34 protein-coding genes are annotated in these 26,530 nt (G+C 46.2%); 32 read left to right on the forward strand and 2 right to left on the reverse strand.

Annotation, left to right across the window (positions count from 1 at the left end):
* Positions 1-179: 179 nt before the first annotated feature.
* The 27 genes from rplX (at position 180) to rtcA (ending at position 20,750) form a co-directional block, all read left to right on the forward strand.
* Complete coding sequence (gene rplX, locus MA03_RS00310) at positions 180-563, forward strand: 50S ribosomal protein L24 (protein ID WP_052883363.1); 384 nt, start codon at positions 180-182, stop codon at positions 561-563.
* Entirely contained in the window at positions 560-1,300 is a 741-nt protein-coding gene (locus MA03_RS00315) for a 30S ribosomal protein S4e (RefSeq protein WP_052883364.1), read from the forward strand. The genes rplX and MA03_RS00315 overlap by 4 nt, the downstream gene beginning before the upstream one ends.
* A gap of 7 nt (positions 1,301-1,307) precedes the next feature.
* Positions 1,308-1,853, forward strand: coding sequence for a 50S ribosomal protein L5 (locus tag MA03_RS00320; protein WP_052883365.1), 546 nt, complete (start codon positions 1,308-1,310; stop codon positions 1,851-1,853).
* A complete protein-coding gene (locus tag MA03_RS08515; RefSeq protein ID WP_236944945.1) occupies positions 1,853-2,023 on the forward strand; it encodes a 30S ribosomal protein S14 in 171 nt (56 codons plus the stop codon). Before MA03_RS00320 ends, MA03_RS08515 begins: the two co-directional genes overlap by 1 nt.
* A gap of 12 nt (positions 2,024-2,035) precedes the next feature.
* Positions 2,036-2,425, forward strand: a complete 390-nt coding sequence (locus MA03_RS00325) for a 30S ribosomal protein S8 (protein WP_191118598.1) — start codon at positions 2,036-2,038, stop codon at positions 2,423-2,425.
* A gap of 14 nt (positions 2,426-2,439) precedes the next feature.
* On the forward strand, positions 2,440-2,895 hold the full coding sequence (locus MA03_RS00330; protein ID WP_052883366.1) for a 50S ribosomal protein L32e: 456 nt from the start codon (positions 2,440-2,442) through the stop codon (positions 2,893-2,895).
* A complete protein-coding gene (locus tag MA03_RS00335) occupies positions 2,895-3,338 on the forward strand; it encodes a 50S ribosomal protein L19e (RefSeq protein ID WP_052883367.1) in 444 nt (147 codons plus the stop codon). Before MA03_RS00330 ends, MA03_RS00335 begins: the two co-directional genes overlap by 1 nt.
* Entirely contained in the window at positions 3,331-3,936 is a 606-nt protein-coding gene (locus MA03_RS00340) for a 50S ribosomal protein L18 (protein ID WP_052883368.1), read from the forward strand. Before MA03_RS00335 ends, MA03_RS00340 begins: the two co-directional genes overlap by 8 nt.
* A gap of 32 nt (positions 3,937-3,968) precedes the next feature.
* Positions 3,969-4,580: a 30S ribosomal protein S5 gene (locus MA03_RS00345; RefSeq protein ID WP_052884835.1), complete on the forward strand. Its 612-nt coding sequence runs from the start codon at positions 3,969-3,971 to the stop codon at positions 4,578-4,580.
* Positions 4,581-4,585: 5 nt separating this feature from the next.
* Entirely contained in the window at positions 4,586-5,056 is a 471-nt protein-coding gene (locus MA03_RS00350) for a 50S ribosomal protein L30 (protein WP_052883369.1), read from the forward strand.
* 334 nt (positions 5,057-5,390) lie between these two features.
* Entirely contained in the window at positions 5,391-5,843 is a 453-nt protein-coding gene (locus tag MA03_RS00355) for an uL15m family ribosomal protein (protein ID WP_052884836.1), read from the forward strand.
* Positions 5,840-7,282, forward strand: coding sequence for a preprotein translocase subunit SecY (gene secY / locus MA03_RS00360; protein WP_052883370.1), 1,443 nt, complete (start codon positions 5,840-5,842; stop codon positions 7,280-7,282). The genes MA03_RS00355 and secY overlap by 4 nt, the downstream gene beginning before the upstream one ends.
* A 131-nt stretch (positions 7,283-7,413) precedes the next feature.
* Positions 7,414-7,626 (forward strand): FaeA/PapI family transcriptional regulator, encoded by a 213-nt coding sequence (locus MA03_RS00365; RefSeq protein WP_052883371.1) that lies wholly within the window; start codon positions 7,414-7,416, stop codon positions 7,624-7,626.
* A 206-nt stretch (positions 7,627-7,832) separates the two neighbouring features.
* Positions 7,833-8,675: a putative RNA uridine N3 methyltransferase gene (locus MA03_RS00370; protein WP_052883372.1), complete on the forward strand. Its 843-nt coding sequence runs from the start codon at positions 7,833-7,835 to the stop codon at positions 8,673-8,675.
* Positions 8,676-8,772: 97 nt separating this feature from the next.
* Positions 8,773-9,777, forward strand: coding sequence for a 50S ribosomal protein L3 (locus tag MA03_RS00375; protein ID WP_052883373.1), 1,005 nt, complete (start codon positions 8,773-8,775; stop codon positions 9,775-9,777).
* Between the two features lie 5 nt (positions 9,778-9,782).
* Positions 9,783-10,589, forward strand: coding sequence for a 50S ribosomal protein L4 (rpl4p, locus tag MA03_RS00380; protein ID WP_052884837.1), 807 nt, complete (start codon positions 9,783-9,785; stop codon positions 10,587-10,589).
* A complete protein-coding gene (locus MA03_RS00385) occupies positions 10,586-10,852 on the forward strand; it encodes a 50S ribosomal protein L23 (protein WP_052883374.1) in 267 nt (88 codons plus the stop codon). Before rpl4p ends, MA03_RS00385 begins: the two co-directional genes overlap by 4 nt.
* An 11-nt stretch (positions 10,853-10,863) precedes the next feature.
* On the forward strand, positions 10,864-11,607 hold the full coding sequence (locus MA03_RS00390) for a 50S ribosomal protein L2 (protein ID WP_052883375.1): 744 nt from the start codon (positions 10,864-10,866) through the stop codon (positions 11,605-11,607).
* Positions 11,608-11,768: 161 nt separating this feature from the next.
* On the forward strand, positions 11,769-12,938 hold the full coding sequence (locus MA03_RS00395; protein ID WP_052883376.1) for an NAD(P)/FAD-dependent oxidoreductase: 1,170 nt from the start codon (positions 11,769-11,771) through the stop codon (positions 12,936-12,938).
* 184 nt (positions 12,939-13,122) lie between these two features.
* Positions 13,123-13,548 carry a 30S ribosomal protein S19 gene (locus tag MA03_RS00400; RefSeq protein WP_052883377.1) on the forward strand — a complete coding sequence of 142 codons (426 nt, stop codon included), beginning with the start codon at positions 13,123-13,125 and terminating at the stop codon, positions 13,546-13,548.
* Between the two features lie 10 nt (positions 13,549-13,558).
* Positions 13,559-14,065, forward strand: a complete 507-nt coding sequence (locus MA03_RS00405; protein WP_191118599.1) for a 50S ribosomal protein L11 — start codon at positions 13,559-13,561, stop codon at positions 14,063-14,065.
* Complete coding sequence (locus MA03_RS00410; protein WP_052883378.1) at positions 14,062-14,739, forward strand: 50S ribosomal protein L1; 678 nt, start codon at positions 14,062-14,064, stop codon at positions 14,737-14,739. Before MA03_RS00405 ends, MA03_RS00410 begins: the two co-directional genes overlap by 4 nt.
* Positions 14,736-15,626 (forward strand): 50S ribosomal protein L10, encoded by an 891-nt coding sequence (locus tag MA03_RS00415; protein WP_052883379.1) that lies wholly within the window; start codon positions 14,736-14,738, stop codon positions 15,624-15,626. The genes MA03_RS00410 and MA03_RS00415 overlap by 4 nt, the downstream gene beginning before the upstream one ends.
* A 161-nt stretch (positions 15,627-15,787) precedes the next feature.
* Positions 15,788-18,496: an alanine--tRNA ligase gene (gene alaS, locus MA03_RS00420; RefSeq protein ID WP_052883380.1), complete on the forward strand. Its 2,709-nt coding sequence runs from the start codon at positions 15,788-15,790 to the stop codon at positions 18,494-18,496.
* 113 nt (positions 18,497-18,609) lie between these two features.
* Positions 18,610-18,975 (forward strand): nascent polypeptide-associated complex protein, encoded by a 366-nt coding sequence (locus MA03_RS00425; RefSeq protein WP_052883381.1) that lies wholly within the window; start codon positions 18,610-18,612, stop codon positions 18,973-18,975.
* 123 nt (positions 18,976-19,098) lie between these two features.
* Complete coding sequence (pgsA, locus tag MA03_RS00430) at positions 19,099-19,695, forward strand: archaetidylinositol phosphate synthase (RefSeq protein WP_052883382.1); 597 nt, start codon at positions 19,099-19,101, stop codon at positions 19,693-19,695.
* Positions 19,695-20,750, forward strand: coding sequence for an RNA 3'-terminal phosphate cyclase (rtcA, locus tag MA03_RS00435; protein WP_052883383.1), 1,056 nt, complete (start codon positions 19,695-19,697; stop codon positions 20,748-20,750). Before pgsA ends, rtcA begins: the two co-directional genes overlap by 1 nt.
* Positions 20,751-20,756: 6 nt before the next feature.
* Here rtcA and MA03_RS00440 read toward each other — a convergent pair whose 3' ends face one another.
* Positions 20,757-21,548, reverse strand: a complete 792-nt coding sequence (locus MA03_RS00440) for an SAM hydrolase/SAM-dependent halogenase family protein (protein WP_052883384.1) — start codon at positions 21,546-21,548, stop codon at positions 20,757-20,759.
* A gap of 923 nt (positions 21,549-22,471) precedes the next feature.
* On the opposite strand from MA03_RS00440, the gene MA03_RS08520 reads away from it, so the two are divergent.
* A complete protein-coding gene (locus MA03_RS08520) occupies positions 22,472-22,675 on the forward strand; it encodes a hypothetical protein (protein ID WP_191118600.1) in 204 nt (67 codons plus the stop codon).
* 143 nt (positions 22,676-22,818) lie between these two features.
* Complete coding sequence (locus MA03_RS00445; RefSeq protein WP_052883385.1) at positions 22,819-23,355, forward strand: hypothetical protein; 537 nt, start codon at positions 22,819-22,821, stop codon at positions 23,353-23,355.
* Here MA03_RS00445 and MA03_RS00450 read toward each other — a convergent pair.
* Positions 23,305-23,907 (reverse strand): THUMP domain-containing protein, encoded by a 603-nt coding sequence (locus MA03_RS00450; protein WP_052883386.1) that lies wholly within the window; start codon positions 23,905-23,907, stop codon positions 23,305-23,307. The genes MA03_RS00445 and MA03_RS00450 overlap by 51 nt on opposite strands.
* A 98-nt stretch (positions 23,908-24,005) precedes the next feature.
* Here MA03_RS00450 and MA03_RS00455 point away from each other — a divergent pair, with 98 nt between their 5' ends.
* From MA03_RS00455 to albA, 3 genes are all read left to right on the forward strand, one after another.
* On the forward strand, positions 24,006-24,281 hold the full coding sequence (locus MA03_RS00455) for a hypothetical protein (RefSeq protein ID WP_236944887.1): 276 nt from the start codon (positions 24,006-24,008) through the stop codon (positions 24,279-24,281).
* 20 nt (positions 24,282-24,301) lie between these two features.
* Positions 24,302-26,122: a ribosome biogenesis/translation initiation ATPase RLI gene (locus MA03_RS00460; protein ID WP_052883388.1), complete on the forward strand. Its 1,821-nt coding sequence runs from the start codon at positions 24,302-24,304 to the stop codon at positions 26,120-26,122.
* 118 nt (positions 26,123-26,240) lie between these two features.
* On the forward strand, positions 26,241-26,516 hold the full coding sequence (gene albA / locus MA03_RS00465) for a DNA-binding protein Alba (RefSeq protein WP_052883389.1): 276 nt from the start codon (positions 26,241-26,243) through the stop codon (positions 26,514-26,516).
* Positions 26,517-26,530 lie beyond the last annotated feature (14 nt).

Here is a 26,530-nt window from a genome sequence, read left to right on the forward strand (position 1 = left end):
GGCTATTCATTTGGGCAGTCCCCCAAAAGCCAGGAATAATTCTCGCTATCAACTTCTAGCCATGCATTCCCCCTTAACACTCCATCTTATATATAGTGATTAGTACTTACTCCCCGCATCGAACTGGTCTGCTAACGCAGAGTTTATAAACAAATTAAACAAAGGCTAGCAGGGTTGATATGCAACGTGCAGTCTCGTCAAAACCAACTAAGGTGCGGAAGAGAGAAGTCTATACTGCTCCACTGCATGTACGGTCTAAACGTATTATAGCACCTCTCTCTAAGGAGTTACGTGAGAAACTAGGTGTTCGAAGAGTACGTGTTAGAAAGGGAGACAGGGTTTTGATAGTTCGTGGGTCTTTTAAAGGACATGAAGGGAAGGTTGTACGGGTTAACATAAAAAAAGAACGTATTTACGTCGAAGGCGCGGTTCTGCGGAAAGCCGACGGCACAGAGGTTCCGTTTCCTATTCATCCCTCCAAGGTCATTATAATCGAGCTTGACCTGTCCGACAAACGTAGAAAGGAGCTTTTCGGCAAAGGTGCCTCTGGTGGTGGCTCATGACGAGGAAGATAAAGAGTAGCTTGAGACATTTGAGAAGGTCGGTTGCACCGCCTTTTTGGCCAATTAAGAGAAAAGAGTATGTCTGGACTGTGAAGCCTAAGCCGGGCCCTCATGCTATTAATAAGAGCATTCCTCTGGGAATCGTATTGAGGGATTTCCTTGGCTATGTAACTACAATGAAAGAGGCTAGGAGGGTTCTGGGGGAAAGGAAAATATCTGTCGATGGGAGGATTGTTACGGATTATAAGTTCCCTATAGGATTAATGGATTTGATACATATTATCCCGGAGGACAAATACTATAGGGTTGTTCCCGATAAGACAAACATGTTCAAGCTCGTTGAGGTTTCCAAGGATGAGGCTGGGCACAAGTTGGCCCGGATTATTAGAAAGCAAACAGTAAAAGGTGGGGGGATACAGATCACACTTCACGATGGCAGGAACCTCTTGCTGGCAAACAACGATCAATCTAGAAGCCTGAGGGTCCTAGATTCCGTCCTGATTACCGTTCCTAACCAATCTCTAGTTAGTCATATCCCATTAAAAGAGGGTGTGATGGCAGTTGTAACGGAGGGAAGACATACCGGCTTTATCGGCAGGGTTCAGACAATTCAGCAGGTGTTCAAAAGGAGGAAGTCCATAGTGGTTCTGAAAGGCGAGAATGGGGAAGAAATTAGGACTATTCTTGAATACATCCTACCTGTAGGTCAAGACAAGCCTTTGATCACGATAAGGTGAATGGAGGATGAAAGGAGTCCCAGTTATGGAAACGGGTCACCCAATGCGCAGGATTTTCATAGCTAAAGTAGTTGTCAACATAGGAGTTGGAGAAGGTGGAGAGAGGCTTGCTAAGGCAGCTAAGCTCCTAGAAGAGCTCACGGGACAAAAGCCCTCGCTACGTCGGGCCAGAAAAAGCATAAAGGATTTCGGTGTCAGGAAAGGCGAGAATATAGCCGCGATGGTTACGCTAAGAGGTGAAAAAGCGATAAGTTTCTTGAAGAAGGCTTTTGCGGCTGTTGAGAACAGGATAAGCGAGTCAAGCATTGATCGTCACGGTAATTTCGCCTTTGGTGTTCGAGAGCACATACTTGTCCCTGGCGTGAAGTATGATCCTGAAGTAGGAATATTCGGATTCGACGTCATTGTTGGAATGGAGCGCCCCGGTTATCGTGTAAAGCGGAGAAGAAGAAAGAAATCCAAAATTGGAAGAAACCATTACGTCACAAAGGAAGAGACGATAGCCTTTTTAGAAAAAGTTTTAGGCGTTCAGGTTATACGAACAAAGAGGTGATGCAATTGGCGAAACTACATCCACCTAAGAAGCGCAAATATGGAAAGGGTAGCAGGATGTGCGTGCGCTGCGGAACACACGAAGCAGTGATACGCATGTACGGTCTTAACCTGTGTCGACGTTGTTTCCGGGAAGTAGCAGAAGAAATCGGCTTTAAGAAGTACTCTTAGGGGTGATTACACATGATAATGGATACGCTGGCTAATGCTCTTGCAACAATACAAAACAATGAAGCTAGAGGTCATAAGGAATGCGTTATATATCCTTCATCCAAACTTATTGCACGAGTTTTAAATGTTTTGAAGCAGAACGGCTATATCGAGGACTTCGAATACATTAATGATGGTCGCGGAGGAAAGTTCATTGTTAAACTCAATGGTCGTATAAACAAGTGTGGAGCAATCAAACCCAGGTTCTCTGTTAAAAAGGACGAGTACACGAAATGGGAGCAGGAGTATTTACCCTCGAGAGACATTGGAATTCTCGTCGTGTCCACACCCTACGGCGTCATGAGTCATCGAGAAGCACAAGCTAAGAATCTTGGAGGGATCTTATTAGCTTTCGTCTATTAGGTGGTGGGTTCAAAATGAGCAGTGAAAATGTCGAAGGGAAAGAGAAGAAAAAAGAGAAAACCAGGATTAAACCAAGGCTAGATAAAGAAACAATAAAGAGCTTAAAGCTTAGGTCGATACTATCGGCCAAAAGACCTCGTTTCATCAGGATGAACTCTTGGATAATTAAAAGGCTAGACGACTCATGGAGAAGCCCCCGCAGGAGTCTAGACAACAAAATAAGACTTCAAAGGAAGGGCTTCCCTCCACTTGTTAAAATCGGATATAGGGGGCCCTTCTCTGTACGGAACCTTCATCCTTCGGGCTTCAAGGAGATCATAGTCCATAATCCTCAGGAACTCGAAGGGATAGATCCTAGTACCCAAGCTGTAAGAATCGCATCCACAGTAGGTAGACGTAAACGAATCGAAATAATTAAAAAGGCTGAAGAGAAGGGAATCCGTATACTCAACGCAGGAGGTGTTGAATAATGGATGTAAGTGTGGCTCGAAGGTTAGCCGCTTCAGTTCTCAAAGTAGGGGAAAGCAGGGTATGGATTGACCCAGAGAGGTTAGAGGAAGTTTCAGCGGCTATAACTCGAGAAGATGTTCGTCGGCTAATAAAAGACGGAGTTATAAAGGCTCTACCGCCATCAACTCCTTCTAGAGGACGCTTGAGAATCCGCAAATCAAAGAAAAGAGGAAAGGGTCCTGGAAGCAAAAAGGGTCCACGCATAGATGAAAAGGCTGTTTGGATAGCGCGTGTACGATCGCAGAGAAGGTATCTCAAGGCGTTAAAAGCTAAAGGACTAATAGATAGGAAGAGTTTTTGGAGGGTTTACAAGCTAGTAAAGGGTGGAACTTTCAGGAGTCTATCCCATCTTAAGCTCTACCTTTCTGAGCATAAATTGGTAAAGGTGAAAGAAAGTGCCTAAAACCTCAACATACAGGTTACCATTGAAAAGACGTAGGCTGGGAATTACAAATTACTATAAACGTAGAAAGTTAATACTTTCCAAGAAGCCACGGTTGGTTGTAAGAGTTTTGTCGAGGACTATAATCGTCCAACTGGTAAAGGTGCATCCGAAAGGTGATATAACGCTTGTATCATCTCACTCGAAAGAACTGTTAAGGTACGGGTGGAAGGGAGGCTCAAAGAACACTCCTGCAGCTTATCTTTTAGGTTTCCTTGCGGCCCTAAAGGCCCAGCAAAAAGGCATCAAAGAGGCAGTCCTCGACATAGGACTACATAGACCTGTTAAAGGTGCGCGTGTTTTCGCCGTCGCGAAGGGAGCGATCGATGGCGGGCTGAAGATCCCCGCAGACAACGAAATTTTCCCTGACGAGAGTCGTATAAAAGGAGAGCACATAGCAAGCTATGCCAAAGATCTCAAAGAAAAGAATCCAGAGCTCTACAAGGCACGCTTTTCGGAATACCTCTCCCAAGGCCTCGAACCTGAGAACATTCCAGAGCACTTCGAGGAAATCAAAAACAGCATCTTGAAGACGTTCAAAGAGGGTAAAAGTATTTAATGCACATATGGTAGCATGGAAGGGTGGATGCTATGTCGCTAGGGAGTTGGGTTCCTCGAACCTATGTTGGAAGACTCGTAGCGGAGGGTAAAATAAAATCCATAGATGAGATTTTTTCAAGGAATCTACCTATAAGGGAAGTTGAAATAATTGACGCTCTACTACCTGATCTAAAGTTTGAAGTACTAAATGTCAACTTCGTCCAACGCCAGACAGACTCGGGTGAGGTTAGCCAGTACCAGGTTACAGTAGCGGTGGGAAACGAGAATGGTTATGTTGGTATTGGAATGGGCAAATCTAAGCATATAGGCACTGCCATAGACAAGGCGGTAAAAAGGGCCAAGCTCAACCTAATTCCAGTAAGAAGGGGCTGTGGGAGCTGGGAGTGTCTTTGCGGTCAGCCCCATAGCGTGCCCTTCAAGGTTGAGGGTAAGAGTGGGAGTGTCAGAGTTGTGCTATTACCTGCACCTAAGGGTGTAGGTATAGTTGCCTCTGACGTGGCGAAGACGGTTTTAAGGCTAGCCGGTATAAACGATGTATGGTCAAGGTCCTTCGGCGAGACGCGAACAACTCACAACATGGCAAAGGCGGTATATGAGGCTCTCAAGGCAACCTATAAGGTTCACACCCCTGATATGTGGTGAATACAATGACCCTGCTGTTCGTCTTGAGAATTAGGGGCAAACCTGATAGAACTCCGGACGAGGAGAAGGCACTGGAACTATTAAGGCTTCACAAAACATGGCATGCAACACTTGTCCAGGATACTCCTTCAATTAGAGGCATGCTTGAAAAAAGTCTCAACAGCGTGGTTACGTATGGAGAGATCCGCCACGAGGTTCTAGCTCAGTTACTGAAGAAATACGGAAGACTCGAAGGCAATAAAAGGCTTACAGAGGAATACCTCAAATCAATAGGCTACGACAGCTTTGAGACGCTTGCCAGTGCACTAATAGAGGGTAAGGTTAAGTTCGAGGAAATACCAGGTCTTAAACCCGTCTTCAGGCTACATCCACCCTCAGGTGGCTTCCGAGGAACTATTAAAAAGAATTTCAAAGCTAGGGGAGTAACGGGCTACATGGGGGAAGAGATAAACAACCTTCTCCTGAAAATTTTATAAACAATTTTGTTCTCCTCTCCTTTAAAATCCCTTGCTCTCTCCAGGTGAAAATCCAAGGAGCATTCATTATTTCAATAATGAAGAGTATATACGTTTTATTCCTTACGTGGACAGACAGGTGTAACACTAAAGTGCTTTTCTTGAATATATTTTAGCTTATTCTTTGAAAAGGATAATTCAGGGTACTGTAGTGAACAATACAAGGCTGTTAAACTTTACACCATGGTATTGGTTCCTAGCTTTATTGCCTTATTAGTGTAAAGGCCGTCTCTTCCTACTCCTAACCCGGCAAAATTTTAAAAGCTCTTAGACTTTTGCTATGAGGTGCGTTAAATTGGTCAGACGAAAAGAGAGGAAAAGCAAGTATTTCCGTGGAAGCCGAACTCACGGATGGGGTAGGGTGGCCCAGCACCGTCGTAGTGGAAGAAAGGGTGGGCGTGGCTTCGTCGGGTATCACAAACATAAGTGGAGTTGGACTGTGAAGTATGCTCCAGACCTTTACGGGTCTTATGGCTTCAAGCGCCACCCTTCGATCGTTGTCCAATACGCTACGATTAACGTTGGCGTTTTGGATGAGCGGCTAGAAAAGTTGGTTGAAGCAGGTTTAGCCTCAAAAAGTGGAGATAAATACTTTGTTGATCTGTCAAAGCTGGGGATAAACAAGCTAACAGGCTCCGGGAGGATCAGCAAAAAAGTTGTCGTAACTGTCGCGAAGGCTACTGATAAGGCTTTACAGAAGATAAAAGAAGCCGGTGGAGATGTTTTAATTCCAGGTGACGAAAATTGAGCGTATACGACAGGCTTTCAACGATCTTCAGAATACTTCCCGAGGTTGAACGTCCGCCTAGGCGTCCCGGGCTAAGTGAAAGGCTTTTTTGGACCGCCCTGATACTCATAGCTTATTTTCTGATGGGTCAAATACCGCTATACGGGATACCTAGACAGACAGGTGGAACAATTGGCGCACTAGAGTTCCTCCGTATAGTGATGGCTTCTAAGCGTGGAACCTTGATCGAGTTAGGAATAGGCCCAATAGTGACCGCCGGCATTATATGGGAGCTTCTTGTAGGAAGTAAAATCGTTAATCTTGACCTTACGTCTGCTGAGGGTAGAAAAACCTTTGCAGGGCTACAAAAGCTTACATCTATACTGTTCGCTGCCCTTGAGGCATTCGCCTACATCTACGGTGGCGTTTACGGTCCTTTAAGCGTACAGCAGCAATACCTAGTTTTTATACAGCTTTTCATTGCAAGCATATTTGTCATCCTAATGAACGATATGCTTGAGAAGGGCTGGGGTATCGGGAGCGCAGTCAGTCTCTTCATTGCTGCAGGGGTGGCCCAGCAGATATTCTGGGAGATGTTTGCACCCATAGGTCCCCTAGCTGATGGTTTGTACTATGGCTTTATCCCCTCCCTAGCCATTGGCATATCAACATTTGTAACAACCGGTAACTCAACGCTACTCAGATACTCAATTCTAAGGCCGACTGGTTACCCTGATCTTGTTAGCTTTATTTCAATGTTATTCCTTTTACTAATCCTTGCCTACATGGAGAGTACAAAAGTTACAATTCCAGTTTCAAGCGCCAGGTTTAGTGGTATGCGGACGAGAATACCCTTAAAACTACTCTATGTGTCCGTTATGCCTGTTATCCTTGTGGGAGCTTTATATGCTAACTTCTACATGATTACACAGGCCTTATGGCCTCGAGTAAACCCTGGGAACACTAACCCGTATCTGAACGTTATTGCTAAATTTAACTATACGCCTAATGGGCCTGTTCCAATGCCGGGCAGTCTTATTTACTATATAACGCCGCCCCGATCATTGTACTCAATATTGATTGATCCCGTACACGTGGCTGTGTATGCTTTGCTCTACATAGTATTAGCTGTGCTCTTCGGTGTTGCCTGGATAATAACCTCGGGAATGGATCCTGAAAGCCAGGCGGAGCAACTGGTAAAGGCACAGCTACAAATACCGGGTTTCAGGAAAAGCGAAAAGATAATCGCTAATATGCTTAGAAGATATATATGGAGCCTCACAATACTGAGCAGTATCCTAATAGGTATTATCGCGGTTATAAGCGACTTACTAAGAGCCATGGGAGGAGGCACGGGTATACTTTTACTTGTAGGAATAACAATACAATACTACTCTATACTTGCCAGTGAGCGTGCACTTGAAATGTATCCATCTCTATCAAAGCTCCTCGGCGAGTAGCTTTCTTTTCTCTCAAGTCTTGTTCCTTGTGAAAAATCTCCAAATGGTTATTAGAAAATAAAAAAATTTATAAATTGTATGTTAAAATAAAATTTTAATACTTAAACAAAAATTAAAGTTGGTGAGGCTGAATGCCGCGAAAGATAACCGACAAAATAATAGAACGTAAAAAGCTTATTCATGAGTATCTTAAAAAGCATGGACCAATACCTACTGTTGAGATCGTCAAGGATTTAGGCCTCTCCCACAGCCAAGTGTTTTACATTCTTCGCCTGCTTCTCCGCGAGGGCAAGGTTCGCGAGGAGAGAAGAGGTAAAATGGCTTACTGGGTTGCCGTTGAATAATATTCCTTGAGTCGAGCACAGCGGCTCAACATGCGTAGCCTTTAAATACTCACAGTTACATTTCCATTCGGGTGCGCAACGGATGGGTGGAAGACAGAGAACCTCTCTTTTCATTGAAAGAAAGAGAGAGTTAACAAAAGAGAAGTCACAAGCAGCAAAATCAAAGGAGAAATCCAGTGGGAAGTAAAGAGATAACGGAATTTTAAATGAGTGAATGTACATTTCCGCCGCCTAAACCTTTTATTAAGCGTGTTGTTGCCCTCCCCTCTTCAAACTTTTCGAATTTATCGGAGCCTGCTCGTACCTTTCATATAGCATTCCTGGCAAGGACTCTAGGGATATTTCGCGTGGAGGAAGTCGCGATTTTCAGACATGAAGGCCATCCGTGTGGAAAGGTAGCCGAAGTTTTAAAGGCTCTTGAAACTCCTCAGTACCTTAGGAGGAGGTTAATACCGATTAAAAAAGAGTTAAAGTACATAGGGTTAGTCCCTCCGCTCGCAATCCCACCCCATCAGCTTAGAAGGGATGACTATGATTTAAGAGAGGGAGTAGTCATAGCAAGACATGGAAAGTCACTTCTTATTGATGCGGGTCTTGAGAAGCCTCTTTTGGTAGAGGGAAATGCCGCAGTAGGTAAACGAGTAACAATTAGAAGAGAATTAAACGGATGGTCTCTTGTTCAGCCGAGTGATTTAAACATCTACTGGAATTTTCGAATTAGTTGTTTCAAGGATCTATTGTCCGTGGTCGAGACGTATAGGAAAAAAGATTTCTTGATTGTAGCGACTTCTAGGAGGGGGGAGGGATTAACCTATGAAAAGCTTAACTCGATAAAGGGGGAATTGATAAAGAGAGGGTCGAAGGGAGTTCTTTTCCTTTTTGGGAGTTGGAGGAAAGGCCTCTTCGAGATAGCGAGTGAGCATAACCAGTCGCTTCAAGAGTTATCCGACTATATTCTGAATACGCTTCCCTGTCAGGGTACACGGAGCGTCAGAACCGAGGAAGCCGTTCTTGCCACTCTCTCGGTCTTCAACATTTTCTTGGATTAACGATTATTCCTGTATGCCTTTGATCATGCCGTAAATTTAATAAGCTCTATCATTGTTGAATCGAACCGGTGCATCCTAGAAGTAGTGGTGGCGTTGAATGGCTAAAGGTCACAAACCTCGTAGAGGGTCTAGAGCCTATTATCCCAGAAAGCGTGCTCGAAGCATCGTAGCTAGGATTCGACGGTGGCCCAAAGTAGACAAGGTTGTCCCTTTAGGCTTTGCCGGCTACAAGGTTGGAATGTTGCATATTGTGGGCATCGAGATGAATAAAAACAGTCCATTCTATGGTCAGGAAAGGATATACGCGGCTACGGTTCTTGAGGTGCCACCTTTACTAGTTGTTGGAGTCCGACTGTACTCCTCGGGTGTTTATGGTCTGAAAACCTTAAGCGAGATATGGAGTCCTCAGCTGCCGGAAGACCTTAAAAGGGTCTTCACGATACCAAAGAAGGAAAACTATTCTGAAGAGCAGAAGAAAATCCTCGAGAAAATTGAAAAAGTTAAAGAAGTTAGGCTCATAGTTGCTACACAGCCCCGGAAGAGCGGTCTAGGGAAGAAAAAGCCTGAAGTATTCGAGATCGCAATTGGTGGTTCTCCAAAAGAAGCTCTAGAGTATGCCCTTGGGAAGCTTGGTAAAGAGATCGATATAAGCGAGGTCTTCAAAGAAGGAGACTATGTCGACGTCATCTCTGTGACTAAAGGAAAGGGATTCCAGGGCGTAGTAAAGAGATATGGTGTAAAGGAGATGCCGCGATGGCACAAGCATCGTAAGGGTCACCGTAGAATAGGAAGCGTCGGACCTCAAGGCCCCTCCATAATGTTTTACACTCCCTTCGCTGGACAAACGGGATTCCATCAGAGAACAGAATACAATAAAAGAATTATAAAGATTGGAGAAGTGGCAAAGGAGAACATTAACCCTGCGGGCGGCTGGCCTCACTATGGTCTAGTCCGTACGAAATTTATACTTATAGAAGGCAGTGTACCTGGAGCCATTAAGAGGCTTGTGAAGCTCAGATACCCGATAAGGTTGCTAAAACCCTTAGAAGCCCCCAAAGTAGTTTATATTAGCACACAACAATTCTCTCAAGTTAGTGGGTGAGCTTGATGAGCAGCATCGAGACAGTTGTTAAGGAAATAACCGTTTACGACATGGATGGAAACGAACAGAAGAAGATACCCCTACCAGTGTTCTTCAAGGCCCCTATAAGAACAGACCTCATACGTAGAGCCTACCTGGCAGCATTCACAGCCAGACTACAACCAAAGGGGACAGACGTTCTGGCAGGCCTGAGGACAACGGCTGAGAGCCTGGGTGTAGGACTCGGTATTGCCCGAGTTGCAAGGATCAAAGGAGGAATGCGTGCAGCTAGAGTGCCTCAAGCCGTTAAAGGTAGGCGCGCTCATCCTCCTAAAGTTGAGAAGATACTGGTTGAGAGAATAAACAAGAAGGAGAGATTACTTGCCCTTGCCTCCGCTATCAGCGCTACGGCTATTCTCGATCTTGTAAAACGTAGAGGCCACAAGGTTCCTGAGAAGCCGTTGCCTCTCGTTACCTTGGATGATATCGAGAAGGTGAACACAGCTTCAAAGCTTCGCGAGATACTTAAGAAGCTAGGAGTATGGCCTGACGTGGAGCGGGCTGCAGAAGGGATTAGGGTCAGGGCAGGCAGGGGAAAGACTAGAGGTAGGAAGTATAAAAAGCCTAAGAGTGTTCTAATAGTAGTCAATGATCACAGGGAAATTTCCAAGGCTGCTAGAAACATCCCAGGAGTCGAAGTTGTCAATGCGATGCAACTTTCAGTGCTTCATCTAGCCCCGGGAGGAGTTCCTGGCCGGCTCACAATATATACGGAAGGTGCACTTAAAACACTAGAGACTAGACTTTCTAAGCTAAAGGTGATGCGTGGATGAGCGGAAAAAATAGTAGTGTCATCATAAGGCCCCATCTAACAGAAAAGACGTTAAGGCTTATCGAGGAGGCAAATACATTGACATTCATAGTTGATCGTCGGGCAACGAAGAAACAAATCAAGGAAGAAGTGGAGAAAACGTTCAACGTGAAAGTGGAAAAGGTTAATACTCTTAACACAATGGACGGCAACAAAAAAGCTTATGTAAGACTATCTAAGGAGTATTCCGCTTCAGATGTGGCTACCAGGATGGGTCTTGTATAAGGGTGAGCTAGATGGGAAAAAGATTACTGGTTCAGAGAAGAGGTCGTGGAGGATCAGTATTTAGGAACCCAAAGTGGAAGAAGATAGGCCCGGCACGCTACATAGAATATAACGCCGAGGAATTCAAAAACAAGGTACTTGAAGGGTATGTCAAGGAGCTTGTACATGAACCTGGCCGCGGTACCCCCCTCGCTATCGTGCGATTTGAAGATGGCCGGGAAATGATAATGATACCGCCTGAAGGTCTCGCAGTCGGCCAGAAAATCTACTACGGCGCTAAGGCGCCTATTGCTCTTGGAAGCATCATTGAACTAGGTAGTGCTCCTGAGGGAACAATTGTATCCAACATCGAATTACGGCCCGGAGACGGTGGCAAGCTTGCAAGGAGTAGTGGAGCCTACGCTATAATACTGGCACACTCGAGGAACAAGACTCTCATACAGCTTCCCTCAAAAAAGGTAAAGGAAATAGATGGCAATGCTCGGGCGACTGTCGGAATAGTAGCGGCAGGAGGTAGAACTGAGAAACCTTTTCTCAAGGCTGGGAAAAAGTATTACTGGTCTAGAGCCAAGTCATTCAAGTATCCAACGGTTCGTGGCAAAGCAATGTCGCCATATGCACATCCAGCCGGTGGAGGACAACACCCCAAAGGGCTTACTCCAGCTCCCCGTAACGCACCCCCCGGGAGGAAAGTTGGACACATAGCGGCTAGGAGAACAGGAAGAAAGAAAGGCGCGTCTAAGACTCAAAGGTAGTACTAGTTTACTCTAAAGAATTCTCTCCTCAAATATTGAACTTTAACATCATCATATAGTGATAAACTTCTTGTTTGTTCCTATTCCGCTGGTACTCCTACATAAATAACAACAATGTTTACTTACAAAATTATAAGTTATCAAAGTTATTATATATTCTGATGGCTAAGAAAATTGTTGTAGCAGGAGGAGGCTTCGGAGGTTTTTACGCACTCAAAACTCTGAGTGGAGCCGAGCTAGGATCACAACATGAGATAGTACTACTCGACAGTAGCGATAAATTCGTTTACCTGCCTTCGCTCCCATACTTACTTTCTGGAAAGAAGACTGTGGAAGACATAACAGAGCCCTTCGACAAAATATCTAAGAGACTAGGGATAGAATTCAGGAAGGGTGAAGTCACAGGAATTTCCTTTAAAGATAAACAGATTTTCCTAAGGGATAATGATGTTATAGAATACGACTATCTCATCATTGCTATAGGGGCCCAAATAGAGTATTTCGGGATTCCGGGTGCCGAGAACACGATACCTTCATGGAGGCTTGAACATTATCTTGAGATGCAAAAAATAATAGCATCAAAAAACGACATCAAAATAGGCATCGTTGGAGGTGGACTAACAGGGGTTGAGATCGCCGGTGAGCTAGCTGAGAGACTAGGCGGTGAAAAAATCACCATTATAGAAAAGATGCCGTATCTTCTACCGACACTCAACCACCAAAAAGCCTCTTTAGCGGTAGAGAATTTCCTCAAATCTATCGGAGTTAACATTGTCAAAGGGGATGGCGTCAAGAAGGTGGAAGGAAGCACTGTTACGCTTGAAAGCGGGCAAAGTCTAGAATTTGACGCCGTCATATGGTCTGTAGGCATTCGAGCTCCGAGGTTAAAGTTCGATTTGCCCGTTGAGACTTCGGGTAGAGGTTGGATAGCTGTGAATCCAAATCTAACCGTGAAGGGGGTAGACAACGTGTATGCAGTGGGAGACATTACGTATTTCGCATGGAACTCTGACTGCGCAATGAAAATGGCTGAGGAAGCAATACTCCAAGGCAAGACAGCTGCGAAAAATATTATGAGACAGCTTCAGGGGCTCGAGCCCTCTTATGTACACAGGCCTATTTTCTTAAACTCGAGACCTAAATCACTCTGCTCCGTAGGGTTCAACAAGGCCGTGATGGTTTGGGAAAGCAAGATCCTATTCGGTAGGACAGCATATATAAGTAAAATGCTCATAGAAAATATTGTTATGCGTGACATTAAAGGTAAAGTTGGAGGAGGGATAGCCACAAGTCTCGAGAGTACTATTCTGAAGACGATAAGCAGAGTATAGTTTAATATCCTTTCAGATTCTTTACTATGATTAGGTTTTACCCCTAACTATAATTCTCGACTAACATTTTTCCAGACCATTCAGTTAAGTCCTAATGTAGAAAAGGGCCAAAAAGAATAAAAACGCTGATAGGTGAGTGAAAAAGCTTAAATCTATGGGAGAGTATGGAAGCCAGGTGTACTAGATGGAGTCAGCGAGTAAGTTCACCTACAGGGGGTATACTCTAGAGGAACTTGAAAAAATGCCTCTAGAGAAGTTCATCGAACTACTGCCCTCTCGCCAGCGTAGATCCTTGTATAGAGTTCTAAAGAGAGGGACTAGTGAAGAGCACTTAAAGCTATTGGAGAAGATCCGCCGCGCCAAGAGGCTTGTTGTCCAGGGAAAGAAACAACCCGTCATACGTACCCATCTTAGAGACTTCATAATCCTCCCTGAGATGATAGGTTTAACTATCCACGTGCATAACGGCAAAGAATTCGTTCCAGTCGAAATAACACCGGACCGAATAGGACATTACCTTGGGGAATTCGTCCCAACAACCAAGAAGGTTGAACATGGAGAGCCTGGCTTAAAGGCTACGAGATCCTCCATGTTTGTAGCTCTCAAGTAGGTGGGATGTCTTGTCTCAAAACATTAAGACTCTTAGTTTTCTTGTTGAAGGAGGTAAAGCAACGGCAGGCCCCCCGATAGGTCCAGCCCTCGGACCATTAGGTTTAAACGTGATGCAAGTTGTCAAGAAAATAAACGAGCTTACCCAAGAGTATGCCGGAATGCGCGTTCCGGTTAAGGTGATAGTTAATACTGAGAACAAGACCTTCGAAGTAGAGGTTGGGACGCCTACCACTGCCGCACTCATAGTGAAGGAACTAAAATTGGAGAAGGGGGCTCACCAAAGTACCAAAGAATGGGTTGGGAACCTTACTGTTGAACAGGTGGTTAAGATTGCTAAAATCAAGATAAAGGAGATGGGGGCAAAGAGTCTGAAGGCAGCCGTGAAAACTGTGGCTGGGACCTGTCAGAGCATGGGTATAACAATTGATGGTAAGCAACCCAAACAGTTTATTGAAGATGTTAATAGAGGGGTTTACGACGAGATTATCAGAAAATATGAGGGTGAAGCTGCATGAGCCAAGTAGCCACAAGTGCCTTTGGGAACATTACGGAAGCCATTGAAAAAGCTCTTAAGGCTTCTAACAAGAAACGCCGCTTTGTTCAAAGTGTAGAAATGATAATAACCTTAAAGGATGTTGACTTGAAAAAGCCCGAAAACAGGATAAACACTGTGGTGGCTCTACCGAACCCTCCACCCAAAAAACTTTCAAAGATAGTTGTCATAGCCTCGGGAGACACTCTTCTCAAGGCCAGGGAGGCGGGCGTAGACCTGGTAATTGATAGGGACGAGCTACAGAAGATGGCTAACGAGAAGAAAACACTAAAGAAACTTGCTAAGAGATATGATTTCTTCCTAGCCCAGACAGATCTAATGGTACAAGTAGGACGTGTTCTTGGAAAGTATTTGGGTCCAAGGGGTAAGATGCCTCAACCCCTACCGCCCAATGCCCCTATAGCTCCCATAGTGGAAAGGTTGAGAAGATCGATAAGGATACGTATTAGGGAAGACCCCGTTGTTATGTGCAGGATAGGCACAGAAGATCAGCCTGTTGAGCAGCTTGCTGCAAATGCTAAGGCAGTTCTAGACGAGATTCTCAAGAAGTTCACTATCAATAATATTAAGAACATATACATTAAGCTAACAATGGGTAGTCCTGTCAAGGTTGAAAAGGCAGGTGTTGAGAAGTGAGCAGTCTAGCTGTTGTTTCCACTGGGAGAATGAATCCGGCGCGAATGCGTAAAGCCAAAGCTGTTGAAGAGCTGGTAGAATACCTGAAAAGGTATAAATACTTCATGGTTGCCGGGATTACCGGACTCCCCTCTTCCGTCGTAAAGGGTAGTCGAGATCTGCTAAGGCAAAAAGACTCTGTACTAAAAGTAGTGAAGAACACCCTCTTCCTGATTGCTTTAAGACAGGCTGGAAGATATTCCGATGAATTTAAACAGGCTTTAAGAGGACAAAACGCTGTAGTGTTCACCAACTCTAATCCTTTCGAAGTGCTAATCTTCCTGGACAAGCAGAAGATCATGAGGCCAGCACGCCCGGGTGACGTGGCAACAAGTGAAATAGTTGTTCCTGCTGGTAATACAGGAATACCTCCGGGTCCCGCTATAAGTCTGTTTAACAAACTTAACATCCCCATGCGAGTTCAGGAGGGAAGTATATGGATCGCCAAGGATACAGTAGTGGCAAAGCCCGGAGATACAATATCCCCCGAGCTAGCAGACCTTTTAAGCAAGCTTGGAATGAAGCCCATTGAGAGCAAGCTAAACGTTAAGCTAATCTTCATTGACGGACGAATGGTGAAGCCTGAAGACGTTGAGCTGAGCCCGCAATTATACATTGATAGAATCAAGAGTGCGCACTCCCAGGCCTTCAACTTGTCTGTTAACGCGGCCTTACCGCTCCCAGAAGTGATGAGTATACTTGTAGCTAAGGCTTACAGGGAGGCTTTGTCGGTAGCGGTAGAGGCAGGTATTCCAGACAAAGAAGTCCTACCCTACGCTATATCCAAGGCGGTTGCTGAGGCACAAGCACTTTATAACTTACTAAAATCTAAGAACCCAAACATCTAAAACTTACAGTATAAGCATGGTCCATTTTTTGATTATTACCGAGCAGCCTAGTTTATTTCACCATTAAAGCATCGCTGTTAAAGCCCTCTGATGCTCAAACTCACCTGTTTTTGAACAGCGAAGACTAAATATTATCCCAAGCCTGCTTATTATGAGGCGTCATGGAGGACTTTGAGAATCTTCCATTCTTCCTCGAGAATGGATGGATTAAAAAGAAGTGTCCCTACTGCGGCAGAGTTTTCTGGACCTTAAACCCAAATCGAGAAACATGCGGGGATCAACCTTGTGAACCCTACTCTTTCATAGGCGAGAAGGTAGGAAAACATGTGGAAAGCATCACCGAGGTACGAAGCAGTTTTATAAGATTTTTCGAAGAAAGGGGTCACACGCCGGTCAAAAGATATCCTGTGGTAGCTAGGTGGCGCGAGGACGTCTACCTTGTAGGAGCCTCGATCTATGATTTTCAGCCATGGGTCACCGAGGGGTTAGTCTCTCCCCCAGCTAACCCACTCGTAATCTCTCAGCCGAGCATCAGGCTGACAGACGTGGATAACGTAGGAAAGACTAGCAGACACCTAACCGGCTTCGAAATGATGGCGCATCACGCGTTCAACTTTCCCGGGAAAAGTGTTTATTGGGCTAACGAGACCGTAGAATATGCCTTTAATCTTTTCACCAGGGTATACGGTATAAGGCCAGATGAGATAACATTTGTATATGATATGTGGAGTGGGGGAGGGAACGCTGGAGAAGACTACGAGGTTCTTGTTCGAGGCTTGGAGGTGGCAACCCTAGTATTTATGCATTACAAGACACGAGAAAACGGAGAGCTCGTCCCGATACAGAATAGAATTGTAGACACGGGCTATGGTTTGGAAAGAATATATTGGCTCTTGACAGGCAAATACAACGTTTATGAGGCTGTTTTCCCTGAAATAATAGAATACCTTAGAAACCAGTCAGGGGTAGGCCTCCCTGACCCCCATATCATGGCTCAAATCGCCAGATTAAGCGGCAGGCTCGACTACAAAAAACCAATAGAGGCCTATGAGACCCTCACAGCAATTTCAAAATCACTAGGCATGAGCTTAGAAGAGCTCAGAAAACACGTCGAGCCACACGAATCCATCTATGCTATAGCAGACCACACCCGTTCGCTTCTATGGATGATTGGTGACGGTATAGTACCAAGCAACACTGGTGCAGGCTACCTTGCAAGACTCCTGATCCGCCGCAGCCTCAGATATATGTGGAGGCTTGGGCTTCAAGTGAGGCTCGCCGAGGTCATCTCGAAACAGATAGAGAAGTGGAAGTCGGATTTCCCAGAATACTTCGAGATACAAGACGAGATACTAGACATTATAGACGAGGAGGAAAACAGATTCCGAGAAACCCTCCAGAGAGGTGATAAGATAATATCTGAAGTGATAAGTAATGTTTTAAGCAGTGGAGCAAGCGAGATTCCCAGCGATACGCTTGTAACATTGTACGAATCCCATGGAATACCGCCAGAAGTTCTAGAGGAAAAAGCTGCTAAATATAACCTCAAAGTAAACACTGTTGGATTTTATTCTCGCTTAGCAGAACTCAGAAGCAGATCGCAACAAGGCCAGAAAGAAGCCCTAAGTATAGCGATAGATCCAAACCAAGTCAAGGACTTCCCGCCAACTCGAAAATTATATTACGAGGACGAAAAACTAGCGAATTTCACAGCAACGGTTCTGGGCGTCCTAGACGGGAAATACGTTATACTCGACAAAACAGCGTTTTATCCAGAGGGGGGTGGACAGCTAACAGACGTAGGTAGATTGGAATTCAACGGCCAGACTTGTGAGGTTGAAAGAGTTATAAAGGTGGGCGACGTGATTCTCCACCAATGCCGCGGGAAAATACCCGAGAAAGGATTGACCGTCAACGGATACATCGATATCAAAAGACGACTCAACCTTATGAGGCATCACACAGCCACTCACGTCGTCCTGGGAGCCCTTAGGCGAGTTCTTGGAAGACACGTATGGCAGGCGGGGGCTCTTAAAACGGAGGAATATGTACGGTTTGATTTCACGCACCACAAGTCCATCACTCCGGAACAGGCGCGTATGATTGAATACTTAGCGAACAGTGTAGTGTGGTCAAACAGGCCCGTCCGCAAATATCTACTAGAGAGAACCCAGGCTGAGCAGAAGTATGGCTTTACACTCTATCAGGGTGGCGCTGTCCCCGAGAAAATCCTTAGAATAGTGGAGATAGAGGGTTGGGACGCCGAAGCCTGCGGGGGAACCCATGTAGACAACACTGGAGAAATAGGAATAATTAAGATATTAGGCTTTGAGAAGATACAAGACGGCGTTGTAAGGGTCGTCTTTAAAGCAGGTGAACCCGCTCTAAAGCACATTCAGGAACAAGAAGCAAAAATACAATCTCTAAAGGAAATCCTGCAAGCTACAGATGAGTTGGTTGTCGAGAAGGCTCGAGAACTGGTAAGGAATGTGGAAGTCCTTGAGAAAGAGGTCAAACGCCTACGAGAACAGATCCTAACAGGTTCATACCAACAAACAATCTCACCCGTCTACAGGAAGGGTGATGTCGAGGTATATCTCGTCGAGTCATCAGATATGGATCCAAGAGAGGTTGCGACCACCCTAGGAAAGTCAAAAAGCAACGCCATAGTTTTAGCCTATAGCTCAGACGGGCGGGTTGCACTGAAAGTAAACGACAAATTACTCGACAAGTACGATGCGCGTGAAATAGGTCGAAGGCTTTGTGACAAGCTAGGCGGGCGTGGTGGAGGCGTGAAAGATCTTTTCCAGGGACGAATATCGAACACCAAGGATCTCAAGGAGGCCTTGATTCACGCTTTGGAGGCTTAATGAATAGATGGCTAGAAGCCAGTCGACCCACCCCCGGACTAAGCGTATTACACATATACCTGTTCTCCCTTGAGAGATAGTTTTAAAGCAATATATGGCAAAGGGTATAACATATGAAAAGGCTAAGCCCACGCGAGCAGCGAAGACTACTCGAAAGAATGGGTTTGAGCTTAAAGGATATAGAAGGAGTAGAGGAAGTTCAGATAAAACTAAGGGACAAGATCATCACGATTAAAAACCCGGTTGTACAAGTGCTTGAGGTTAAAGGAAGCGGCAAAATCTATCAGATCAGCGGTGTTGAGGAGGAAAGCCCACTAACAGTGGCACCCAGCTCCCAACAGCTCGAGGTCTCAGAGGAGGACATTGATCTTATAGTCGCTCAGACAGGAGCAACACGCGAGGAGGCTAAGAAGGCTCTAATTGAGAGCGGAGGCGACATAGCCAAGGCGATACTCTCGTTACGCTCCAGCAAGGTATAATGCCCGGGGGCTCACTTAACTCCAGGCGTGTCCTACCGCGGGAAATTTGGTTGGGTTTATACCGATTTAATTGGTAGAGGAAATCTGAACCAATGATAGGTTTCTTAAACTTATAATCTCTATATGAAAGGGGATGAGGAGTCAATGCTTAACAGGATTCGCGCAAAGCTACAAGTATATTTAAGGTATATAGCTGCCCCCCTCGTCTACTTACGCATTGATCCAAACCTGATAACCCTTACAGGGCTGCTCTTCGGGTTTCTATCAGTGCTAGCCTACGCTCATTATCCATTAATGATTCTGTTTTTTATTTTAATGATACTAAGCGACGCTATCGACGGCCAAGTTGCCCGTGCCATTGGGAAGGTTACAAAATTTGGGGCTTTTCTTGACTCGACAATAGACCGTGTTGAAGATGCCTTATCATACTACCTGCTCTATTTACTCCGCATCGTAGGTGTCGAGGAGTTACTTATAGCTATGATTGGAGCTTTCCTGGTGAGTTATACTCGCTCGCGAGCCGAGTCTCTTGGTGTTGAAATGATGGGCATCGGTGTTGCTGAGCGAGCCGAAAGGCTAATTCTCACCTTTCTGGCGCTAATTACAGCGCCCCTTAGTTTGACTGTAGCAAGGATAATCTTCGCTGGACTGCTGGTTCTCACATATCTAACTGTCCTCCAACGAGCACTACATGTCTACAAGATGTTAGGTGATGCATGATGATAGAGATAGATGGCTCTTTCGGCGAGGGTGGAGGTCAACTTTTAAGGTACAGTGTAGCGCTCGCGGCTCTAACGGGGGAGCCTCTCCGTATATATAACATTAGGGCAAAAAGGGATAACCCTGGACTAAGACCACAACACCTCGCAGCGGTGAAGTTCATTGCGGATCTTGTTCGCGCGGAGGTGGAGGGTCTAAGAGTGGGGTCGACCGAAATTATTTTCAAGCCAACGCTCAAGCAACTACCTAGTGGGACCTACAGTGTAGATATAGGGACAGCTGGATCAGTAACCCTCTTTCTACAGGCAACTCTTCCTGTGCTTATAGCGGCGAGCGGTAGCCTAAGTATGCAGGTAAAGGGCGGTACGAGTGTTCGCTGGAGCCCCCCTTACCACTACTTCGAGAATATCCTACTACGATTGTTTAGTAAAATAGGTGTAAAAGCATCATCAAGACTCATAAGGCACGGCTTCTACCCCGAGGGAGGAGGTATTGTAGCTGTAAAGACGGAACCGTCCTACCCTCTTAAAAGTATAAAACTCACCGGGGGGCCTAGAGCTACACCTGTAGAAGGCATATCTTACTCTGCGAATCTCCCATGCAATATCGCCAAGCGACAAGCAGTATCCGCTACTCAGCTCCTGTCTCAGAGAGGCTACCAAGTTTCGCAAATACGACTGGACTGTGAAACGCCAGCGATTGGCAAGGGAACAGGTATCGTCCTATGGTCGTTTGTTGGAGATGGGATAGTGGGAGGGGATTCCATTGGTGAAAAGGGCAAGCCTGCCGAGGTCGTTGGTAGGGAGGCAGCGGAGAATATTCTAAAAAGCCTGGAGGCCCAGGTTCCTGTGGATCCCCATGCAGCCGATAACCTTGTAATCTATTTGTCGTTAGCGGAGGGAGAATCAATGTTCTATACTTCACAGCTAACCTTGCATCTTGAAACAGCGCTTGAGCTGTGTAAGAATATACTAGGCGCTCATTATAAGATTGATGAGGAAGAAAACAAATTTAAGATAACCGTGAGGGGTATAGGTTTCACTCCAAAGAGATAGAGACTTCTACAATCGTTTTACTCTCAGAGTGTCGCCAACTCTCACTGATAGCTTATCGGATGCTCTTCCCTTATTAACAGCAAACTCAAGTTTCTCACAACTATTGATCAAAGCGAAAAGCTCGCCTTCACCTGCCTCTCCGAATGTCCTTAACACACTCAGCTCGAAGTAACGGTTTCCAACCCAAACCCCAACCATCGAGCCGGCCTCTATACCAGCGTCCTCAAGGAGTCCCTTATCTATGCTCGTAGCAACGTTTCCAAACCTGTCAATATGGGCGACATACCCGGTAAGTATATCACCTTCTAATCTAGTTGGAGGTTTATTGAGACGCACATAGTCAGTTACTCGCTCACCAACATCTTCTACTCTACCCCCGCAGGAGATATGCGCTGCGACAGGTGCGAAAACATCCCGTCCGTGAAACGTCGTAGAGCTTTTATGTTTATGGGGGACACTACGGATACTCCACAATTCTAGGTTTGAACTCTTTTCCAAAACCCCTGAAAAGACGCCATTATCTGGCCCAATAAACCAATAATCCCTGGTCTTAGCTATCAGGGCTCTGCGAGACGTACCCACTCCAGGATCAACAACGACGAGGAAAATTGTGCCAGAAGGAAAATCATCGTAGCAGCATGACAATAAGTAATCCGCTTCGAGAAGCGACCACGGGGCTACCGCGTGAGTAATATCAATCACTTCACTTGAGGGGCAGACCCTCTTAATCACAGCTTTAACAGCCCCAACATAGTAATCCTCTAAGCCGAAATCCGACATGAAGGCGATAATACCCATCACGTTCACCCTTAACGAAGGTTAGTAATCCCATCAACTGCCATGCGTTACTGGGGCATGGCCCCCGAGTTACCCTTCATAATGTTATGTTTTTATTTTCAATTCATTCTTTTCTGATACATGGTTACCCGGGAGCCATGCCCCGGCGCCCCCGTTTCGCCTCGGGCTACTCCGGGTGGGCGCCCCTCGGGCCAGGCGGCCCACGGGGCCGGCGAGGCCCTCACAGGACCCTCCACCCCCTCACAAGGGGGCGCCACCACTAAAGGTGGAGGCGGAGGATTAAAAAAGGCTTATGTTTTGAGGGGGTCTGGTTTCGGCCCATGGTATTTGCTGTGCTTTGTGCGTGCTGTGCTTTGCCCCTCTCCCGCCCTGCCTGCTTTCTTTTCCCCGAGAGTGCAGGGGCGTGTGTGCCCCAGTTTTCTCGGGGAAGCACTGTGTAGCCGTCGAGGCCGTGTGCCCGCTCATCCCCCCTTGTCGGGGGTTGAGGGCCATTGTTGAGGGCCTTGCGGCGGCCGGTATGATTAATATTATTATTCAGGTATAAAAAGACTAATTGTTTACCTTTTTAATGTTCCTGTTTAATGCTTTTTAGCGTATGCTTGCCTGCACAGCTCTAGTAATGCTTCTCCAAGCCTTGTGAGCCTGCCCCCCTCCCTTGCCTTGAGCTGTGCTAGGAGTGCCCTGTCCTCAGGCGTGCTTTTCCCCGCCGTGAAGCGTGCCAGTGCTAGGCAATTCGTCCTGCTTAGCAGGCAACACGGGCTGGAGGGGGGCAGTATGGGGATCTGCGTGTAGTCCTTGACAGGCTTGCAAGGGGTGATTGGAGGGCTGTCAGGGACGCGGAGGACCTGCTACGAGTCCTTCAACGGGTCGGCGACGGGAGGCTCGCCAGGATACTCGAGGGCGGGCCGCACCGGGGGGGGGCGTTGGACGCTTACAGCCGGGCGTTGTCCCTCGCCGGTGGCCTCAACATTAACCCGGGGGAGTCCAGGGCTATGCAGGCTTTTCAGGTTGACCATGCAGGGAGGGCGTATCACGCCCTGACGGAGGCGGTCGAGGAGGTAAACATTCGACGCACACGCATCGCCTCCCACAGGATCTACGCTGACATCCTCCAGACTGCAGGGTAGTGCTTGACAGCATCGATGCGACACTTGGGGAGCAGGGGGAGCATAGGAACATGCTTGAAAGTCTCCTCGATGAATAGGAGGTCTCTTTCTTTAGGATCTTGGAAAAACCCTTTATAAAAGAGCGTCTTTGAAGCCATATAAACATGATAAGAGAGCAGCTACAGGTCTCAGGCTCTAAAGCTGAAATAATCCTAGCGTGCCTAGAACGGAGTCAGGGGTCTGGCCTCCAAGAACTAATTAGATGGGTTAAGGAAAATACAAGTGAAGGCTTATGGCTCATATTAACCAATGATTGCTGTAAGCTCCCGTCATGGAAAGTCCTAAAAACAGGTCTGCTATACTCCATTAAAAACTACCTGGAGAATAAAATGATTTCAAGAACCCTTGTGCTTGAACTGTTACTTTACCTGATAGGGGATAGAAACATAAAAAATCTTCAAGGCTTCTTCTTCGAAGGAAACAGTAAACAAATAGGACTAATAGGAATCTCGTTGAAAGGTGAAACAGTGCTCTATGATACCTTCAAGAGATTTAGAGAAGCTCACCAGCTCGAGGAGGCATCATACGACGAGGACTGCTGGGTTCCAGTATATTCCGATTTTCTCAAGGCACCCGCTGATAAGGATGTCTTAACCAAGATCTTGAGGGCCAGAGCCGCTCTTCTCGAGCTCTCCGCCTGAGGAAGGCCTTCTCCTCATCGCTCTAGCCTCTCGCCTAAGTTTTTCGACAGATATTATACTCGAGGGCTTCAGGATGCTGATACCAGCTTTATCACCTATAATTTCGACCACGATCACCTTGTCAGGGGTCTCAAGGTTTACCTTATTCTTTATGTTCCCTGCAATAGCCTCAATTATGTCCTCGCGTTTTAGATCGGATAAGCGTACGCGTACTTCAACCTTGAAACTCTCATTGGGCTCCAGACCAGCATTAGCTAGCTTTAGTGCCGTGTCTCTTATGTCCTGTAAGGAGGCAGGGACAACAACCTGAATGGGGACAACTTTTAGAATGTATCGGAAATAGTAGGGATTCTCTAATATTTTTTCACGCATCTTACTTACAAACTCTTCAGGATCTTTCTGTGTCTTTGCTACAATCAGGGATGGTAGTCCCGTCTTACTAGCATCCAAGCCCCTATCGCCTAGCTCGCTAGCGAAAAACCACAGCTCAGAGATACAATCGTTTTCACGTGCTCGGTAGGTTGAAACTATAAGATTGAAGTCATCGAGCATTTTCAGCTACCTCTAACCAAAGCGTGTAATCCGAAAAGGGGACAATCTATATATACATGTTGTGGGGGGTTAGCGTTTAGCTTGAATCGGTGAATATAATGGAGTTTTGCCCTAAATGCGGTACCCTCATGGTTCCAAAGAAGAAAAAAGATGGTGTCTACCTAGTTTGCCCTAATTGCGGTTACGAAGTGAAAGCAAAGGACACAAAGGGCTATTCTACGCGTGAAAGTGTCTCGGAGGAAAAGAAGACAAAGGTTTCAGTCTTCGATGTGAAGGGGGCCAGAGCGGATGAGGAGGAGCGTAGCCAGCTTCGAGAGATATATGAGGTATTTCTCGAGACGCTAGCAGAGGAAGAAGAGACTGGTGAAGAGTAGACTGTTCAAGGCTGGCTTGGATGAGGGTAGCCGTCGTAGACAAGGCTCTTTGCAGGCCAAGCAAGTGCAGCCTCGAGTGCGTCCGGTTCTGCCCGGTAAACAGGTCGGGATCGAAGTGTGTATGGATAGATGAAACGGAGAAGAAGGCTAGAATATCGGAGGAGCTCTGTGTCGGCTGCGGCATATGTATTAAAAAGTGTCCCTACTCTGCGATATCGATCATTAATCTTCCAGAAAAACTGTCTAAAAGCCTGGTACACAGGTATGGTCCAAACGCCTTCGAACTCTTCCGCCTCCCAACCCCCAAGGAGGGGCGCTCGCTAGGCATACTTGGAAGCAACGGTGTAGGCAAGTCAACATCTTTAAAAATCCTTGCTGGGGTTCTCAAGCCCAACCTGGGAAGATTTGAGAGTCCACCCGACTGGGACGAAATAATAGACTTCTTCAAGGGTTCAGAGCTACAACCATATTTCGAAAAAATGGCTAATGGAAGGCTCAGGGTTTCCTATAAGCCTCAAGCCGTCGACTCTCTTCGAAAATACGATCTAAGGGTTGGGGAAGCACTGCAAAGAGCTGACGAGAGAAATGTTTCAAGAGAGCTTGCTGATTACCTTAATTTATCAAGCCTCAAAGATAGACTGCTCAAACAATTAAGCGGGGGCGAGCTTCAGAAAGTAGCTATTGCGGCTGCTCTCTCCAAGGACGCCGACGTCTATCTCCTCGACGAGCCTTCAAGCTACCTGGACATAAGGGAAAGGCTTCGCGTTGCAAACCTAATAAAAGAACAGGTAAGGCCGGGAAAATACGTAATAATAGTTGAGCACGACCTTGCGGTTCTAGACTACGTAAGCGACCTGGTCTCCATTATCTACGGCGAGCCAGGCGTGTATGGAATTGTAGGCATAGTTAAGGGTGTAAGGGCAGGCATAAACTCCTACATCCAAGGGTACATCAGGGAGGAAAACATACGATTCCGAGAGTACCCGATAGAGTTTCACGAGAGGCCCCCACCTGTAGAGTGGCCTAGCGAAAGCGTTCTGGTCAAATGGGGCACAATTCATAAAAGCCTTGGTGAATTCACTCTGCGAGTTGAAGAGGGAAGGGTTCACCGCGGGGAAGTCGTAGGGGTTCTCGGTCCGAATGGAATAGGTAAGACAACCTTTGTTAGGATTCTAGCGGGGGAGATCGAGCCCGACGAGGGCTGGGTTGAGAGGGTACAGAATGTCCGGTTAAGCTACAAGCCCCAGTTTCTCGGCGAGGTCAAGTTTGAGGGAACGGTAAGAGAGTTTTTACGGTCATCCGAGGTCGATACATCTTCTCCTACGATTCAGGCCGAGCTCATGAAGCCTCTCCGGGTTCACTCTCTGCTAGACCATTACATGCAAGACCTGAGTGGTGGTGAACTACAAAGAGTCCTTATCGTGGCTGCCCTGGGAAGGGAGGCTGACATCTATCTCCTCGACGAGCCTATGGCTTACCTGGACGTGGAGCAGAGATACGCTGTAGCGAAAGTTATCAAGAGGCTCACTGCAGAGAAGGGTGTTTCAACCATAGTTGTCGAGCACGACATCGTAGCGATAGATTTCCTTGCAATGACGCTTATGGTGTTCCGAGGCATTCCAGGCAAACAAGGAGAGGCGTCGTCTCCAATGGATATGAGGAAAGGCATGAACCTATTCCTTAAAGATATGTCATTAACATTCAGGCGTGATCCTGACACGAAGAGGCCCAGGATAAATAAGCCGGGCTCTTGGATGGATAGATACCAAAAAGAAGTTCTCAAAGAGTACTATTACGTTGTAATGCAGGAGAAGGAATCTGAGAACTCCCAAGAAAAATGAAACATCAACGAAGAGTATCACTTTTTTTTGTAATCAAGAAAGCAGTAGAAAAGAAAGAAAAGATTTATAAACTATCCAGTAATTGTTCATTCTGCGTAAAAACCCTAAGGCGATGAGTATGGCTGAGGCAGGAGTTATCTTTGTAGGCAACAAGCCAGTAAGCAGCTACGTCCTAGCAGCAGTTACACAGTTCAGCAGTGGAAGCAAGCGCGTAGTCCTAAAGGCGAGAGGCCGAGCAATCTCCAGGGCTGTAGACGCTGCCGAGCTTGTAAAGCGCTTTCTAGGCGGCAACGTCAGCTATGGAAACATAAAGATTGGCAGCGAGAAAGTCGGAGAGCCCGGCAAGGAGCGCACCGTGTCAACTATAGAGATTGAGATTGTGAAAACCGCTTAAAACGCTGGGCATCC

The sequence above is a fragment of the Thermofilum uzonense genome (assembly GCF_000993805.1).
Classification (GTDB): domain Archaea; phylum Thermoproteota; class Thermoprotei; order Thermofilales; family Thermofilaceae; genus Thermofilum; species Thermofilum uzonense.